A 15994-nucleotide genomic window follows, 5' to 3' on the forward strand; every position below is an offset into this window, starting at 1 on the left:
CACAGTGTTTCGGAAAATGAGTATCGTGCCTCGGATCACACTCTGTCAAGGTTGGTTCACGAGGATCATCTGCGGTGAAGTATGTTGGCCTACAAGCCAGGTGGGCGCGATGGCGGGCGCGGATACGCAAGGGCGGCTTCATGCCGAACCGAGGAACGATTGCTTGTCCTGTGTGCCGTTCAACGGTATGGTGTGCCATTGAATGCTCAGCTAGCGCACCGGGCGCTCCGGTGCGGAAAAGGAGTGGGCTATGGCGATTGCGCCGCACGAATCAACCAGTGTCAGCGCGCACGATCTCGCAAGGTGGGCCGCCGGCATCGAGCCGGGGCCCGCGGAACTCGAACTCGCTCGACGTGCGCTTGTCGATACCGTTGCAGTGACCCTTGCTGCAATGGATGATCCGGTAGCAGCGTGGACGGACGGTCTGCCTGCTGCGTTGCGTTGGGCAGCGGTCGGACACGTGCTCGATTTCGATGATCTGCACATACCATCCACGACGCACATCAGTGTGGTCTGCGTTCCTGCCACGTTGGCGGCGGGCGGCGGTGCGCGGGAGTATCTGGCGGCGGCGGGCGTGATGGCGCGTCTGGGTACTGCGCTCGGTTGGAACCACTACACGCAGGGATGGCACACCACCGCGACGGTCGGTGCCATCGCGGCTGCTGTTGCGGCGGGGCTGTCGCTGGGGCTCGATTCTGACGGTATCGCGATTGCGATGGCGCACGCTGTCCCCGGCGCAGGTGGCGTCCGCCAGGCCTTCGGTACCGCAGGCAAGTCGATGCAGGTCGGATTCGCTGCCCAGGCCGGTGTGCGAGCGGCCAGACTCGCCGCAGCCGGCGCGACCGCCGACCCTCGGGCAGTCGGTGAATGGTTCCGGCTCGTCGGAGGTCGGAGATCACCGCAGGTCGAAGGTCCCATCATTCCGGATGGTCTCGGGCTGAAGCTTCACCCGTGTTGCTACGCGCTCCAGCGTCCGATCGCTGCGATCCGGTCGCTGGGTAGATTGTCGATCGACGACATCGCCCGCATACGGCTGCACACTCCGCGCAGCGCGGTACTGCCGTTGATCCATAACTATCCGAGTTCGGGTCTGGAAGGCAAGTTCTCGCTGAACTACGGTATAGCGGCCGCCCTGCTGGACGGGTTCCCCGATATCGGGAGCTTCACCGACGCTGCCGTGCAGCGGCCGGAAGTTCGGAACATCCTAGACAGCGTAAGCGTGGTCGCCGAGCCCGTGGGGGAGGGTGTGCTCGATGGAGACTGCACGGTAATCGTCGAACTCCGTGACGGATCACATCTCGAGGCCGTGGTTGAACTGCCCACGGGCCATCCGGGCCGGCCGGCATCCGTCACAGATTTCGAAGCCAAAGTTCGAGGGTGTGTCGGTGACGAACGCGCAGCCGAGATAGTGGAGCTGGACTGGATTTCGGCAGCAGCAATGCTGCAACGTCTTCTGCCGGGCGGTGTCAACTGAGGAACCGGGACGGAAATCATTCAGTCCAAGCAGAATTCAGAATCACATCGACGAAGTCACCCCGAACGAAGCCGGGTACGAAGTGTGCCAGCACATCGGCCTTCACGTTGCCGAACGTGGTGTCTGGGCGGTCTTCGAGACCGCCCGTGAAGGCAGCGAGGATCTCGTTCTTGAAGTTCGGCCGCGGGTGGGAGGCAACGACGGCGGCGCGTTCCTCGTCGGTGATCGCGTCGTAGCCGATACCGAGTACGTCGAGTTCGACTCCCCGGGTGAGCAGCGCGATCTCCGGTGCCATATGCAGTGGAATCTCGGGCGTGGTGTGAAGTGCGATGCTCGTCCACACGGTGTCTGCCTCGTCTTCGCCGATTCCGTGGGAGCGGAGAAAATTGCGGGCCTCGTCGGCGCCGTCGATCTCGAATCGCTGATCCGTGCGGCGGTATTTCGTCGTGAGGCCGAGGTCGTGGAACATCGCTCCGACGTACAGCAGCTCGGGATCGAACGTGACCTTCTGGTGACGGGCTCGGAGGGAACCGAACAGGAACACGCGGCGGGAATGGTGGTAGATCAACGGGTTCGCGGCCTCCCGCACCAGTTCGGTTGCCTCGGTGACCAGGGCGGTGTCGGGAATGTCGATGCCTGCGACAGTGTCGGTCATGCGTTTCTCGCTTCCGGAGTAGTGGTCCGCGGGGTGCGGCTGCTCTACTTCACAGTGGCATCGTCAACCGCGGCGGAAACCGGCATTCCGGCCCACTTCCGCACAGATCGGGACATGCCCTGGCGGCTGCTTTCAGCGCTGGGTGGAGTGGAATCGCTGCCGATACGCCCGGGGCGACACACCGAGATGCTGGATGAAACTGCGTCGTAAGGTCTCCGGGCTGCCGAACCCGCTGTGCTGAGCCGCGGAAGTCACCGTGTGTCCTGCATTCAGCATGGCTTTGGCGGTGTCGAATCGGATCAGCTCCACGTACTTGGCCGGGGTGGTGCCCAGCTCGTCCTGGAACAGCCTGGTGAGATGCCGGGGGCTGACGTTGGCGCGCGCGGCGAGTCGGGTGATGGAGTGGTCACCGGTGGGGTCTGCGGCCACGGCATCGACCACCTCGCGGAGCTGTCCGGTGCGGGGCCGCGGCCCGCGCAAGCTGGGGGAGAACTGAGACTGACCGCCGGGTCGCTGCAGGAACACCACGAGCGACTGGGCTACCGCTCGTGCCAGTTCGGTGCCGTGATCGCGTTCGACGAGAGCCAGGGCCAAGTCGATGCCGGCTGTGACCCCTGCCGAGGAGAAGATGGTGCCGTCCTCGACGAAGATGGCGTCGGGTTCCACGGTGATCCGGGGATACCCGCGCGCAAGGGTAGCGGCGTGCTGCCAGTGGGTGGTCGCGCGCCGGCCGTCGAGGAGCCCGGCCGCCGCCAGGATGAACGCACCAGTGCAGATCGAGGCCATCCGGTCGGCATCGCCGGCCAGCGTGGTGGCCGCACCGGCGAGTTCCGGGCTCACCGGCGTCGACGGAAAAATATCGCCGCCCATCACCAGCGCGGTTGACAGATGACCTGTGTCCGCGGCATCGGCATCGACGGAAATCCGCATCCCGGTGGACGCGGTCACGTCGACCGCCCCGACAGAGCACAGCACCAACTCGTACGTGGCGCCGAGTCGATTGGCCTCCGTGAAGACCTCGGATGGACCGGCGACGTCGAGCATCTTCACGCCGTCGAACACGAGCACGCCGACACGGTGGGGCACATCCATGAGCTCATCTTCCTCGCATCGTGTTTCCATGGCCGGCAGGCTCGGACCCTTCCGTAGTTCCGGTGTTGACACCGGGGGTGCTGGAGGTCACAATTCGCATAGTTGACATGACTGTCACGTCATACTTTGTTCGATTGCCGAGGAGGCAGGATGACCACGTCCGTATCCGATATGCGAGAGCTGGGCCGACAGGTGAGCAACTGGGGTCGCTGGGGCGTCGACGACGAGCGGGGGACCACGAACCTCATCACGCCCGAGTGTGTCGCGGCCGCCGCAGCGTTGATTCGGACCGGCACGATCTTCGAACTGGGCATCCCACTCGACGGTGACGGGCCGCAGCCGGGAGGCAATCGGATCAATCCGATCCGGCTGATGGCCGAGAACGGGCAGGAGCAGGTGCTTCCCGGCGGCTTCAAATGGGCCGACGACTATGTCTTCATGCCGCTGCAGGCGGGCTCGCAGTACGACTCGCTGTCCCATGTGCACTACGACGATCAGCTCTACAACGGGCATCCGGGATCCGGCGTCACCGTCAAGGGTGCCGACAAGTGCGGAATTCATACCCAGGCGAAGGGGATCGCCGGGCGCGGCGTACTGCTCGACGTGGCCCGGGCGCGCGGTGTGGACTGGCTCGAGGCCGGGACCGCTATCACTCCGGACGAACTCGACGCCGTCGCCGCAGCTCAGAACGTCGAGATCGGTTCGGGCGACATCGTGATGATCCGCACAGGTTGGCGCGCAAAGTTTCTCGCCGATCACGACCCGGCGGGTTTCATGGCCGGTGAACCGGGTCTGAGTCTGTCGTGCGCGTCCTGGTTGCGCGAGCGCGACGTCGCGGTGGTGGGCTCGGACAACTGGGCGGTCGAGGTGATGCCCGGTGAGAACCCCGGGGCGTTGTTCGAGCTTCACATGGTGCTCATCCGGGACATGGGCATGACCCTTGCCGAGTTGCTCGACTTCGAGGAGCTGTCCGCCTCCTGCGCTGCCGACGGCATCTACGACTTCTTCTACGCCGGACCGCCCCTACAGTTCACTCGCGGTGTGGGATCGCCGATCAACCCCCTCGCGATCCGGTGAGCACCGATTCCACCGCCACCTCACCAGTACCTAGGAGAAACTGAATGCTGGTCAGCGACATCGTCGAGTACGGCGCGCGCAAACATCCCGGCCGGATCGCGCTGCGATTCGAGGACGAGGCAGTGACCTACTCCGAGCTGCGTGACCGCAGCAGAAGGCTTGCAGGCGCGTTGCTCGGCGTCGCGGCTCCGGGGGACCGGGTCGCAATCTTGTCCACGAACTGCACCGAATACTTCGACTGCTACTACGGTGTGCCGATGGCCGGGATGGCCTTGACCATCCTCAACTTCCGCTTGCATCCCGACCAGATCGCCGCGCTGATCGAGCACTCCGGTGCGACCGTGCTGATCATGGCCGCGGAGTTCGCCGGCACTATCGCACAGATTCGCGATCGAATCCCGTCCGTGCACACCGTGGTCTCCATCGGAACCGCCCCGGGACCCCTCGGCTGGGACGAGTTCGTGGGCGACGGGCCGGCGCCGGCGCCGGCGGTGCGGCCGGCACCGGACGACATTGCGTGGCTGGTGTACACGTCGGGCACCACCGGCACGCCGAAAGGTGTGATGATCAGTCATCGCAACCTGGTCAGCGGGATCACGTCGTCGGCGCTGCAGTGGGCACTGCCGGAGGACACGGTCTTCCTGTTCTGCTTCCCGCTGTGCCACGTCGGCGGGTACGTGACGTTGCTCAACCACCTGATGGGCTGCACCGTCGGCATTCTCCGCACGTACGACAATGCGACGTTCCTGAGTCTCGTGGAACGGTGGCAGGTCACGCAGACGGGCCTGGCACCGACCATGATCAACTTTCTGCTCCAGGATCCCGCGCTCGACGACCACGACCTCAGCTCCCTACAGGCAATCGGCTACGGCTCGTCGGCAATCCCAGCCCCAGTACTGCGTCAGGGGCTCGAACGCCTCCGCTGCGACTTCTACCAGGGCATGGGCATGACGGAGCTCGCCGGCAACGTGCTGCACCTCGACTACGACGCGCACCGGCGTGCCGCAAGTGGTGAGAGCGAACTACTCTCCGCCGCAGGCAAACCCATGCGCCTGGTCGACATCCGCATCGTCGACGACACGATGCGCGACGTGCCCACCGGTCAGGTGGGGGAGATGGTGATCCGCGGCGACCAGGTGATGACCGGCTACTGGCACGACGAGGACGCGACCGCCTCCGCATTCACCGACGGATGGTTCCACACCGGCGACCTGGTCCGCCGAGACGACGAGGGCTTCGTCTACATCATCGACAGAAAGAAGGATCTGATCATCAGCGGCGGGGAGAATGTCGCGTCTCTGACCGTCGAGCAGGCTCTCTACCGTCACCCCGCCGTCGCCGAGGCCGCGGCGATCGGCGTCGAGGACGAGACCTGGGGAGAACTAGTCTGTGCGGTCGTCGTTCTCCGTGAAGGCGCCACCGCCACCGCCGACGACATCATCACCACCTGCCGAGAACAACTCGGCGGATTCCAAGTACCCCGGCGGGTCGTCTTCATCGACACCCTGCCCAGGAACGTCACCGGAAAAGTCCTCAAACGAGACCTGCGTGAACGCTTCTCTCACGTAACTGTCTAGGCCCCACACAGCGCACGGCGGCGACGACTCCCGGTCGCCGTCGCTGCGCCCTGCCGAAAATACCTGAGCCCGACTTACTTCGGGCTTCCACGCCTTCCACCATGGAGCGACCATGAAACGCATCCTCGCCGTGGGCCTGACAGCCCTGTGCGCCACCGCGTCCCTGAGCGCATGCTCGGGCCGCGACACTGCGACCGCCGCAGGTGACTGCGACCCGGGCATCACCGACACCGAGATCCATTTCGGCACCAGCTTGGTGCAATCGATCGCCGGGCCTCAGGCGACCGCGGCATCGGCCCTGTTCGACGAGTTGAACGCTACGGGCGGCGTCGCCATGGGTGATGGCAAGTCCCGCAAGATCGTCTACACCGCACTCGACGACGGGTACGACCCGGCGCGCACGGTCGGCAACGTCCGGTCGCTGGTCGAACAGCAGCAGGTGTTCGCGATCCAGAACCTGATCGGCACCGCGTCGACCCTCGCCGTCGTCGACTATCTCGCGCAGAAGAACGTCCCGCTGGTGTTCCCCATGACCGGCACCGACGAACTGCTCGCCACCCTCGACAAACGGCCCGTGGTCGCCGGTGCGGTCAACCCGCAGACCGGCTGGGAGGTCGCCGAGCGCGCCGAGCAGATCCTGCGAGATCACCCGCAAGCGAAAGTCGGGGTGCTGTATCCGAACGACAGCATGGGCAACGGCAGCCTCGCGGCCTTGACATCCGCCCTCGACGGCAGCGGTGCGCGAATCGTCGCGCAGCAGTCGTACGAACAGACCACACCGTCCGTGGATTCCCAGGTCGTCAACCTCGCGAACTCCGGGGCCGACGTGTTCGTCAACTTCGCCACCGCCAGCTTCGTGACACAGACCCTGAAGAAAACTCACGAGCTGAGCTGGAAGCCGGAGACCTACATCTACTCCGGTGCCACCGACACCAACTTCGTCCTGGCCCCGGCCGGTCTCGACGCCGCCGAAGATGTGCACTCCTTCTCCTGGATCTACGACGCCAGCAGCACCGACCACGACCAGCGACCGGGCATGCGCAACTGGCGGGCATTCGCCGAGCGGCACGCCGATGCGATCAAGTCCACCGACACCATCGCGGCGACCGGGTACAACACTGCTCAGCTGCTGGTCGCCGCCCTCGAACAGATGAAGGGGTGCACCCGCGCCGATCTGCTCGACTCCGTCCAGAACCTGCACGGAGTCACCACGGACCTGTCCATCGACGGCGTCACCTTCGATACCAGCGCGGACTACCCGTACGCGATCACCTCGATGGCTCCGATGACCTTCCGCGATGGCAGCTGGCACTACGACGCTGTGGTCACCCGCAGCACCGACCGATGAGCGCCGGGCCCCCGGATGTGCCCGCGCTGCAGGTGAGCGACGTTCGCCTGCGGTTCGGCGGAGTCGTCGCCCTCGATGGACCGTCGTTCACGATCGAGCCCGGACAGATCGTCGGGCTGATCGGCCCGAACGGCGCCGGGAAGACCACCTTGTTCAACTGCATCAGCAGGCTGTACCAACCGGATTCGGGACAGATCACCTTCGGGTCCACCGATCTGCTCGCGCTGTCGGCGGACGCTGTCGCCGACGCCGGAATCGCGCGCACGTTCCAGAACATCGGCTTGTTCCCGACGCTCTCGGTGCTCGACAACATCCTTACCGGGGCGTACTCACGCACCCGGGCAGGTTTCCTCGCCACCGCGTTGGGACTGCCGCGCACCCGCCGGGAGGAGGCCGACGAACAGCAGGAGGCCTGGGCGCTGCTCGAATCGATGAATCTCGAGCACGTCGGCCGCGAACTGGCAGGCAACCTGCCCTACGGCACGCTCAAACGGGTCGAGCTCGCACGCGCACTGATGCAACGACCCCGACTTCTGATGCTCGACGAACCGGCGAACGGCCTGATCCACGAGGAGGTCCTCGAACTCGCCGACACGGTCCGACGCCTGCGCGACGAACGGGGATTCTCGGTGCTGCTCGTCGAGCACCACATGGCCATGGTGATGTCGATCTCCGACCGCGTGGTGGTGCTGAACTTCGGGCAGAAGGTCACCGAGGGCGAACCGGCCGAGGTCGCTGCCCATCCCGAGGTCATCGAGGCATACCTGGGCGGTGCCGCATGAACATGCTCACCGTCGAAAACCTGCATGCCCGGTACGGGCGCGCGGAAGTGCTGCACGGCATCGACTTCCAGGTGCCGGCAGGGCAGGTGACCGTGGTACTCGGCGCGAACGGCGCCGGGAAGACCACCATTCTGCGATCGATCTGCCAGTTGGTGCGTACCACAGGGCGCATCACCCTCGACGGCCGCGACGTCACCGGCATGCGCACCGACCGGATCGCCCGACTCGGCGTGGCCCACGTCCCCCAGGGACGAGGCACGTTCGGAGATCTGACGGTGGAGGAAAACCTCCGCGTCGGTGGATACACCACTTCGGTCGCCGCCACCGACCGGGCGATCGAGCACTGGTACGACTTCTTCCCGCGGCTACGGGAACGACGTCGGCAACAGGCGGGCGGGCTCAGCGGCGGTGAACAACAGATGCTCGCGATCGCCCGGGCCCTCGTGGCAGGCCCGCGGTTGCTGCTGCTCGACGAGCCGTCCCTCGGCCTGGCACCACGCATCACCCAGGAGGTATTTCGCGTGCTCGGCCGGATCAGCGAGGAAACCGACACGACGATCCTCGTCGTCGAACAGAACGCGCACCTGGCCCTCGACATCGGGACGTCCGCGGTGCTCGTCGATGCAGGTCGTGTCGTCACCCAACGCGCCGCCGCCGGATTGGCCCACGACGAGTCGGTGCGACGCGCCTACCTCGGCTACTGAGCACAGGAGAGTGGTCATGGATGTATTTCTTCAACAGTTGGTGGACGGGCTCACGTGGGGCGCACTGTACGGCGCGTTCGCGTTGAGCATCGTCCTGGTCTACCGAGCCTCCGGGATCGTCAACTTCGCGCAGGGCGAGATGGCGATGTTCTCGGCCTTCTTCGCGTGGCAGTTCCACCAGTGGGGTGCGCCACTGCTCCTCGCTGTCCTCGGCTCGATGGTGGTGGCCTTCATCGGTGGCGCCGCCGCCGAACGAGTACTGATCCGGCCGCTGGCGTCCTCACCGAACCACATGCCGTTGGTCATCATCACACTCGGCCTGATGCTGGTACTCAACAGTGCCGCAGGGTGGATCTGGGGTGTGCAGAGCAAGGAGTTCCCGGCGATCGCCGCCGGACGGGTGCTCACCCTCGGTCCGGTCGCGGTCTCCCAGCAGTCACTGGTGATCGTCGGCGCCGTCAGCGTGGTCGCGGCGCTGCTGTTCGTCCTGTTCCAACGCACCAAGGTCGGATTGGCGATGCGGGCGGCGGCCGCCAACCCCGACTCCGCGCAACTGATCGGGGTCCCCGTCGGCCGCATGCTGATGATCGGCTGGGGCCTCGCCGCGGCCGTCGGGGCCCTCGCCGCCACCCTCGCGGCGCCGCAACTGTTCCTGCAACCGAACATGCTCGTCGCCTCGCTGATCTACGCATTCGCCGCCGCCGTCCTCGGCGGCCTCGACAGCCCGGTCGGCGCTCTTGTCGGCGGGTTGTGCGTAGGTGTCGCGGAAAATCTTGCCGGAACCTACGTTTCCTGGATCGGACACGATTTCAAACAGGCCGTGGCGTTGGCCCTCATCCTCGGGGTGCTGCTCCTCAAACCCGAGGGCCTGTTCGGTGCGCGGAAGGTGGCCCGGGTATGAGAATTATCGAACTGCTTCGCCGGCCCCGCGCCGAACTCGAACCACCGCGGTGGCTGGCAAGGGCCACAGTCGCACTGGTGGTCCTCGTAGCGGCGGTGGCACCGCTGGTGTCGGCGCCGTACGTCAACTTCGACCGCTCCATGGTGCTGGTGTACGTGGTGGTCGGGTTGGGGCTGAACCTGCTGACCGGCAACACCGGTCAGATCTCGCTCGGCCACGGCTTCTTCTTCGCCGTCGGCGCCTACCTCAGCGCGGTGCTGGTCGAGAACCACGGCGTCCCGTACCTGCTGCTCCTTCCGATCGCGTTCGCGGTCTGCTACGTCATCGGGTACCTGTTCGGTCTGCCCGCCCTTCGCCTGTACGGACTCCAGTTGGCGCTTGCCACGCTGGGTCTGGCGCTGGTGACCCCCGCGGTGATCAAGCGGTTCGAACACGTCACCGACGGGCAGGCGGGAATCAACATCGCCGGCGCCGAACCGCCCGGATTCAGCGGGCTCGAACGCGACCAGTGGGTGTACTACCTGTGCCTGGCGGTGGCGCTGATCGCCTACCTCGTCGTGCGACGGCTCTCCGCGGGCCGGATCGGGCGATCACTGATCGGAATCCGAGAATACGAAGCCGTGGCCACCACCCTCGGTGTCCCGGCCACCCGCACGAAGACGACGGTGTTCGCGCTCAGCGCGGCCCTCGCCGGTGTGGGCGGCGTGCTGTACAGCTTCGTGGTCCAGTATGTCGGCCCCGAGGCATTCGGGCTGCCGTTGGCGATCGCCTTCATCACCATGATCGTCATCGGCGGCCTCGGCACCGTTCCTGGCGTCGTGTTCGGTGCGTTCTTCGTGCAGTACGTGCCGCAGTGGACAGCGGAGATCAATCAATCGGCGGCGGGTATGACCTATGGGGCGGCGCTGATCGTCTTCATCTTCGTCCTCCCGTACGGGGTGATCAGCCTGGTCCGATGGGCGCTGGGGCCGCTGGTGAGCAGGATTCCCGGAACCCGTCGACACACCCGGCCGGCGACGACGGCCGACGAGGATCCACGGGAACTGGCAGTCTCCCACTGACGACCGACATCGGCTTCGTCGAAAACAGGCAGTGCCCGGCGGACGGATCCGCCGGGCACTGCCTGTTGTTCGCGTTCTATCGGTTCAGGTGCCGGGGAGCGGCCACACGCAGACGGGCCAGCACCGCAATCGAGATCGCGCGGCGCACTTCGTCGTTCGAACAGTCCACCGCTCCCTCGCGCAGCCGGGCGGCGAGCTCGGCCTCGGAGGCGCACCCGAGTGCACCGAGGGCGTCACCGAGAACGGAATCGATGCCGTTCCCGGCGTCGAGTTCGCGTCCCGCGGTGCGCAGCAGGTTGACGCAGATCCGCAGGAGATACCGCTGCCGTTCGTGCGTGCCCTCGAGGGTGGGGCCGATGTCGGTCGCCAGCGTGTCGGTGACCAGATCGACGATCTCGGTGACGCTGGGCCGCCCGTGCACGGCGGGTCCGGGCGGGGTGGGCGGTGGAGTAGGCACGGAGTCGTCGAGCAAACCCAGCACATCGAGCAAGTCGTACTCGGATTCGCAGACCCGCCGTCCGATTGCCGCCAACTCCAGGGACGGCTCCGCCCCACCGAAGTGACGTTCGGCCTGAAACCTGCTCAGTACCAACCATCTCAGCGTTCCGAAGGCTTCCCACCAGTGCAGTTCGGACACCGAGGGGCGTGTCCCGGTGGCCTTCTCGTAGCCGTCGAGGAGCTGTTCGCGGGTGCCGATGCCGGCGACCGGCGCGGGCGCACCGAACCGCCAGGCCCGCACACACAGCCAGCCGAGGTCCTCGACGGGATTACCGAGGTGGGCGAGTTCCCAGTCGAGCACCCCGCGGATGCCGGTTCCGTCGACGAGAAGGTTTCCGATCCGGAAGTCGCCGTGTACCAATGCATGCGGGCGATCGGTCGGGCGGTGGTCGCGCAACCACCGCAGGCCCGCCTCGACCGCCGGACGGGGATCGTTCAGGTCGCGGTAGACGGCCTCGATCGCGTCCACCGGGTCGGTGGCGTCGAGCATGTCGAGAGTGTCCAGGGGAGTGCGGTGGATCCGGCCGAGCACGTAACCCATGTCCACGGCGAGGTGGCGGCGCACCGCCTCGAACGCCGGATCCCGCTGCAGCCGCCGGGGGAGTGCTTCTCCCTCGACCTTGTCCATGAGCAGGTACGGAGCGTCGATGCCGGGCGCGGTGTCGCCGGAAGCGAGGACCGCGGGCACCGGGACCCCGGCGGAGGCGGTGGCCCGCAGGCACGCCACCTCCGTACGCATCCGGGCGACGTCGCCGTGCCCGGGAGGGTCGCGGCGCAGCACCACCGGAAGAGGACGCCCGTCCGGGCTCTCGGCGTCGACGGCCCACACCTGCCGGCTGGCACCGCCGGTGAGTTGCCGGGGTTCCCCGACGGTCGTCCCTGTTCCGTAGGCGGCAGTCAGAACGGCGCGGACGCCGTCTTCGAGGGTGACGGGGGCGTGAGTCATCGCCACGGGGCGGCCTCCGGATCGCGCAGCAACCGACGGGCGGTGGACATGCGGTGAACTTCGTCGGGTCCGTCGTAGATTCGTGCGTACCGCGCCTGCCGGTACATCCGTTCGAGCGGGGTATCGGCGGTCAGACCGAGGGCTCCGTGGATCTGGATGGCACGGTCGACGACGTCGTGCAGCATGCGGGCACCCCAGAACTTCACCAACCCGATGCGTACCCTGGCATCCTCTCCGGCGTCCATCGCTCGGGCGGCATCGAGCGTCATGAGCCGGGCGGCGTGGATCTGGGCGGCGGATTCAGCGATGTAGCGGTGCACTTCGCCCTTTTCGGCGAGCAGGGAACCGTGGGTGAAGCGGGTGTTCGCGCGGTCACACATCAGCTCGTATGCCCGCTGCGCCTGCCCGAGCCAGCGCATGCAATGGAAGATCCGCCCAGGGCCGAGCCGGTCCTGGGCCACCGCGAAACCCTTGCCGCGCTCGCCGAGGAGGGCGGAGGCCGGAACACGGACGTCGGTGAGCAGGACCTCGTAGTGATCACTCGGATTGTGCCCCATCGTGGGGATCGAGCGGACGATCTCGAACCCGGGGGTGTCGGTCGGCACGATGATCGCACTGATGCGCTCGTGCCGCGGGGTGGTGTCGGGTTCGGTCCGGGCGAAGACCGAACAGTAGCCCGCGTCCTGGACTCCGGTGGTGAACCACTTGTGCCCGTTGATCACCCAGGTGTCGTCGTCGAGCTCGGCACGCGTGGCGACCAGAGTGGGATCCGAGCCGGCCACTTCCGGCTCGGTCAGACCGACCGAGGGGAGCAGGTCGCCGGCGACCATCGGGGGTATCCATCTCTGCTTCTGCTCGGGGGTGCCGTGTTTGTGCAGCATCAGCGTGTCCTGCATGGAGACCGAGCCGACGGCCATCTGACCGAATTCCGACCGTCCGATGATCTCGTTGAGGTAGACGAAGTCGAGGAAGGGGACGCCACCGCCCCCGAGTTCGGCGGGGTGGCCGAGCGCCCACAGGCCGAGTCCCTTGGCTCGCTCGCGCAATTCGGCGAGTGCCTCGTGCGCGGCCCCGTCCTCGTTCACCAGGACGGGTTCGGCGGGGATGACGGCCTCGTCGATGAACGAGCGCATCCGCGCGCACAGTTCGGCGAGGGGAACGTCGGAACGGGTGTCGGTCATGTCAGTGCTCCCGTGGGTGGGCGGCCAGCGTGCGCAGAGGCTGGGTGGCGGCGGAGTCGACGTATTCGTCGATGCGGGTGATCCGGCCGCCGACGACGCGGACGAACAGGCTCGCCGGCACCTCCAGCAGCCCGTGCCCGGGCAACGTGGCGCGCAGTACGTGCTGCTGAGCGAAGCCGTCCGGCAACTCGTGCCGGCGGATGTCCTCATAGCGCAGGTCGTCGAGGGTGCGTGAGAGCCAGCGCAGCACGCGCAGGTTCTCGGTGACCGTCTGCTCGCGCCCGTCGTCGTTGTGCCAGATCCGTGCGTCAGGTGCATAAAGTTCGGTCAGCGTCGTCTCGTCGCCGTCACTGACGGCGGCGAAGAAGCGATCGGCCAAGTCGTTCATGATCATTCGTCACTTCCGTGCGGTGCTACCGCTGTGGGCGGCGAAGCGGGTCGTCCGTCCTAATGGCGGCAGCGAGGTGGTCAATTGCAGGCGGTGCCGGCCGGTACCGGTAGGCCTCCGGCCTGGAGCAGTCCGCTGGCGAGGGATTTGTGGAGCAGGCGCTCAGCCAGTCGAGCGGCGACGAGTTCCTTGTCGATGTCGATGCCGGTGGTGATGCCACCATCTTCGAACATGTAGACCAGTTCCTCGGTGGCGATGTTGCCGCTGGCGCCGGGCGCGAAAGGGCAACCACCGAGGCCACCGACGGAGGCGTCGAATTGGCGGATGCCCACGGTGTACGCCGCCCATGCATTGGCGAGGCCCTGACCGCGGGTGTTGTGCAGGTGCAGGCCGAGATCGATGTCGGGGGCGGCGGCGCGTACCCGGGTGAGCACGTCGGTGGTGCGCACCGGTGTCGCGGTACCGATGGTGTCGGCGACCGACAGGGCGTCCGCGCCCGAAAGAATTGCACGGCGAGCGATTTCGGCCACCCGATCCGGTGGGGTCGGGCCGTCGAACGGACAATCGAAGGCGATGGCGATGATCACTTCGAGATGGCCGCCGGCCTGGTGGACCAGTTCGGCGACGGGGGCGATCAGCGCGATCGACTCCTCGCTGCTGCGGCCGACGTTGGCTCGGCTGTGCCCGTCGGAGGCGGACACGACGTACTCGAGGCGGGACACGCCGGCCGTGAGTGCCCGCTTCACCCCGCCGAGACCGGCCACCAGCGCCGAAAACGTTACCTGCGGCCAGCGGCGGAGGTGGGCGGCGACGGCCTCGGCGTCGGCCAATGCCGGGACGGCTCGGGGGGAGACGAAGGACGTGACCTCGATGCGCCCGACGCCGGTGGCCGCGAGTGCGTCGATCAGCTTCAGCTTGGCCTCTGTGGAGATGGGCTTCTCGATCTGCAGTCCATCGCGGGGTCCGACCTCGCGGATGTCGACCCTCGGTGGGGTCTCGATCATGAGATCGTGCCCTGATCGCGCAGCGCGGCGAGCCGTTCGGCGTCGTAACCGAGGAGCTCGGTGAGGACCTCGTCGGTGTGGGTTCCCGGTCTGCTTGGCCCGCCCCAGCGGACCCCGCCCGCGGTCTCGCTGAGTTTCGGGATGACCCCGACTCCCTTCACCGGTTCCGGGTCGAATCCTTCGTCTCCGGGCCCGACGGACGGGTCGACATGGTCGACGAAAATCTCGCGTGCGTTGAACTGCGGGTCGGCCAGTACCTCGGCAACGGTGTTGACCGGTCCGGTGACCACCTCGAACTTGGTCAATAGTTCGATCAGGTCAGTGGCCGGGAAGCCGGCCGCCCACTCCGCGATGAGCGCGTCGAGTTCGTCCTGGTGATCACCGCGCGCCGTGTGGGTGGCGTAGCGGATCTCGGTGGCCAGCTCCGGACGACCCATCGCGGCAGCGAGGCGCGCGAACAGGGTGTCCTGGTTGGCCGCGATGATCACCCACAGTCCGTCCTGCGTCCGGTACAGATTGGACGGTGCGACGCGATCGAGTCGGGTGCCGGAGGGCTGCCGGACGTGCCCGGTCTTGTGGTAGTCCGGAACGGTGGATTCCTGGATTGCCAGGGCTGCCTCGGTGAGCGCGGCGTCGACGATCTGTCCCCGTCCGGTGCGCTCGCGCGCGATCAGTGCCGCGAGGACACCCTGGAAGGCGAACATCCCGGCGAGGCTGTCTCCGAGGGAGAGGGCGAGCCGCGGCGGCGCCTGTCCGGGAAACCCGTTGAGGTGGCGCAATCCGCTGACGCCTTCGGCGACCGAGGCGTATCCGGGACGGCCGGCGTACGGCCCGGTCTGGCCGTATCCGGAGACCCGTGCCAAGACCAGCCTCCGGTTGATCTCCCGCAGGACGTCGTAGCCGACGCCCCAGCGTTCGAGGGTTCCGGGCCGGAAGCTCTCGACGACGACGTCGGCGGTGGCGACGAGGTCGAGGAAGATCTGCCGTCCTGCTTCGGTTCGCAGGTCGAGATTGACGCATCGCTTGTTGCGGGCGTGCACGGACCAGAAGTACTGGTGTCCACCCTCTGCCTGCCCCCAATCCCGCAGTGGGTCAGGACGATCCGGGGCCTCGATCTTGATGATGTCGGCCCCCATGTCTCCGAGCAGTCGTCCGCAGTAGGGGCCGGCGATCAAGGTGCCCAGTTCGAGTACCCGCAGGCCGTCGAGTGCGCCCGGGGGGATCTCATCAGTGGCGGTCGAGGGCGGCGCATGCGTTGTCATGGTGCTTGCCTTTGGGGGATGAGAAGGGATGAAAAATTCGGTGC

General features: G+C 66.6%; 15 protein-coding genes. 8 read left to right on the forward strand and 7 right to left on the reverse strand.

The window, feature by feature from the left end:
- Positions 1-250: 250 nt before the first annotated feature.
- Positions 251-1474, forward strand: coding sequence for an MmgE/PrpD family protein (locus WKC72_RS21790; RefSeq protein WP_037239442.1), 1224 nt, complete (start codon positions 251-253; stop codon positions 1472-1474).
- A 16-nt stretch (positions 1475-1490) separates the two neighbouring features.
- Here WKC72_RS21790 and WKC72_RS21795 read toward each other — a convergent pair whose 3' ends face one another.
- Together WKC72_RS21795 and WKC72_RS21800 are read right to left on the reverse strand one after the other, a co-directional pair.
- Positions 1491-2129, reverse strand: coding sequence for an HD domain-containing protein (locus WKC72_RS21795; protein WP_037239444.1), 639 nt, complete (start codon positions 2127-2129; stop codon positions 1491-1493).
- A gap of 132 nt (positions 2130-2261) precedes the next feature.
- Complete coding sequence (locus WKC72_RS21800) at positions 2262-3221, reverse strand: GlxA family transcriptional regulator (RefSeq protein WP_128638481.1); 960 nt, start codon at positions 3219-3221, stop codon at positions 2262-2264.
- A gap of 150 nt (positions 3222-3371) precedes the next feature.
- On the opposite strand from WKC72_RS21800, the gene WKC72_RS21805 reads away from it, so the two are divergent.
- From WKC72_RS21805 to WKC72_RS21835, 7 genes are all read left to right on the forward strand, one after another.
- Positions 3372-4298, forward strand: a complete 927-nt coding sequence (locus WKC72_RS21805) for a cyclase family protein (protein ID WP_128638482.1) — start codon at positions 3372-3374, stop codon at positions 4296-4298.
- A 44-nt stretch (positions 4299-4342) separates the two neighbouring features.
- Entirely contained in the window at positions 4343-5875 is a 1533-nt protein-coding gene (locus WKC72_RS21810; RefSeq protein ID WP_112298318.1) for a long-chain fatty acid--CoA ligase, read from the forward strand.
- Positions 5876-5987: 112 nt separating this feature from the next.
- Positions 5988-7223 (forward strand): ABC transporter substrate-binding protein, encoded by a 1236-nt coding sequence (locus WKC72_RS21815; protein WP_370179104.1) that lies wholly within the window; start codon positions 5988-5990, stop codon positions 7221-7223.
- Positions 7220-8005, forward strand: coding sequence for an ABC transporter ATP-binding protein (locus WKC72_RS21820; RefSeq protein ID WP_112298316.1), 786 nt, complete (start codon positions 7220-7222; stop codon positions 8003-8005). The genes WKC72_RS21815 and WKC72_RS21820 overlap by 4 nt, the downstream gene beginning before the upstream one ends.
- Positions 8002-8709 (forward strand): ABC transporter ATP-binding protein, encoded by a 708-nt coding sequence (locus WKC72_RS21825; RefSeq protein ID WP_112298315.1) that lies wholly within the window; start codon positions 8002-8004, stop codon positions 8707-8709. The genes WKC72_RS21820 and WKC72_RS21825 overlap by 4 nt, the downstream gene beginning before the upstream one ends.
- Before the next feature lie 16 nt (positions 8710-8725).
- The gene (locus tag WKC72_RS21830) at positions 8726-9610 is read left to right on the forward strand and encodes a branched-chain amino acid ABC transporter permease (RefSeq protein WP_112298314.1); all 885 of its coding nucleotides are present in this window, start codon (positions 8726-8728) and stop codon (positions 9608-9610) included.
- Positions 9607-10671: a branched-chain amino acid ABC transporter permease gene (locus tag WKC72_RS21835; protein ID WP_370179108.1), complete on the forward strand. Its 1065-nt coding sequence runs from the start codon at positions 9607-9609 to the stop codon at positions 10669-10671. Before WKC72_RS21830 ends, WKC72_RS21835 begins: the two co-directional genes overlap by 4 nt.
- Positions 10672-10747: 76 nt before the next feature.
- On the opposite strand, the gene WKC72_RS21840 is transcribed toward WKC72_RS21835, so the two are convergent.
- The 5 genes from WKC72_RS21840 to WKC72_RS21860 all read right to left on the reverse strand — a co-directional run bounded on the left by WKC72_RS21840 (position 10748) and on the right by WKC72_RS21860 (position 15950).
- Entirely contained in the window at positions 10748-12115 is a 1368-nt protein-coding gene (locus WKC72_RS21840; protein ID WP_370184450.1) for a phosphotransferase family protein, read from the reverse strand.
- The gene (locus tag WKC72_RS21845; protein ID WP_112298312.1) at positions 12112-13296 is read right to left on the reverse strand and encodes an acyl-CoA dehydrogenase family protein; all 1185 of its coding nucleotides are present in this window, start codon (positions 13294-13296) and stop codon (positions 12112-12114) included. The genes WKC72_RS21840 and WKC72_RS21845 overlap by 4 nt, the downstream gene beginning before the upstream one ends.
- A gap of 1 nt (position 13297) precedes the next feature.
- Entirely contained in the window at positions 13298-13684 is a 387-nt protein-coding gene (locus tag WKC72_RS21850; RefSeq protein ID WP_112298841.1) for a nuclear transport factor 2 family protein, read from the reverse strand.
- 80 nt (positions 13685-13764) lie between these two features.
- Entirely contained in the window at positions 13765-14688 is a 924-nt protein-coding gene (locus tag WKC72_RS21855; RefSeq protein WP_370179111.1) for a hydroxymethylglutaryl-CoA lyase, read from the reverse strand.
- Positions 14685-15950 carry a CaiB/BaiF CoA transferase family protein gene (locus tag WKC72_RS21860; protein WP_370179113.1) on the reverse strand — a complete coding sequence of 422 codons (1266 nt, stop codon included), beginning with the start codon at positions 15948-15950 and terminating at the stop codon, positions 14685-14687. Before WKC72_RS21860 ends, WKC72_RS21855 begins: the two co-directional genes overlap by 4 nt.
- Positions 15951-15994: the final 44 nt, after the last annotated feature.

Origin of the sequence: Rhodococcus wratislaviensis, assembly GCF_041228765.1 — a bacterium.
In the GTDB taxonomy this organism is placed as follows: Bacteria; Actinomycetota; Actinomycetes; order Mycobacteriales; family Mycobacteriaceae; genus Rhodococcus_F; species Rhodococcus_F wratislaviensis.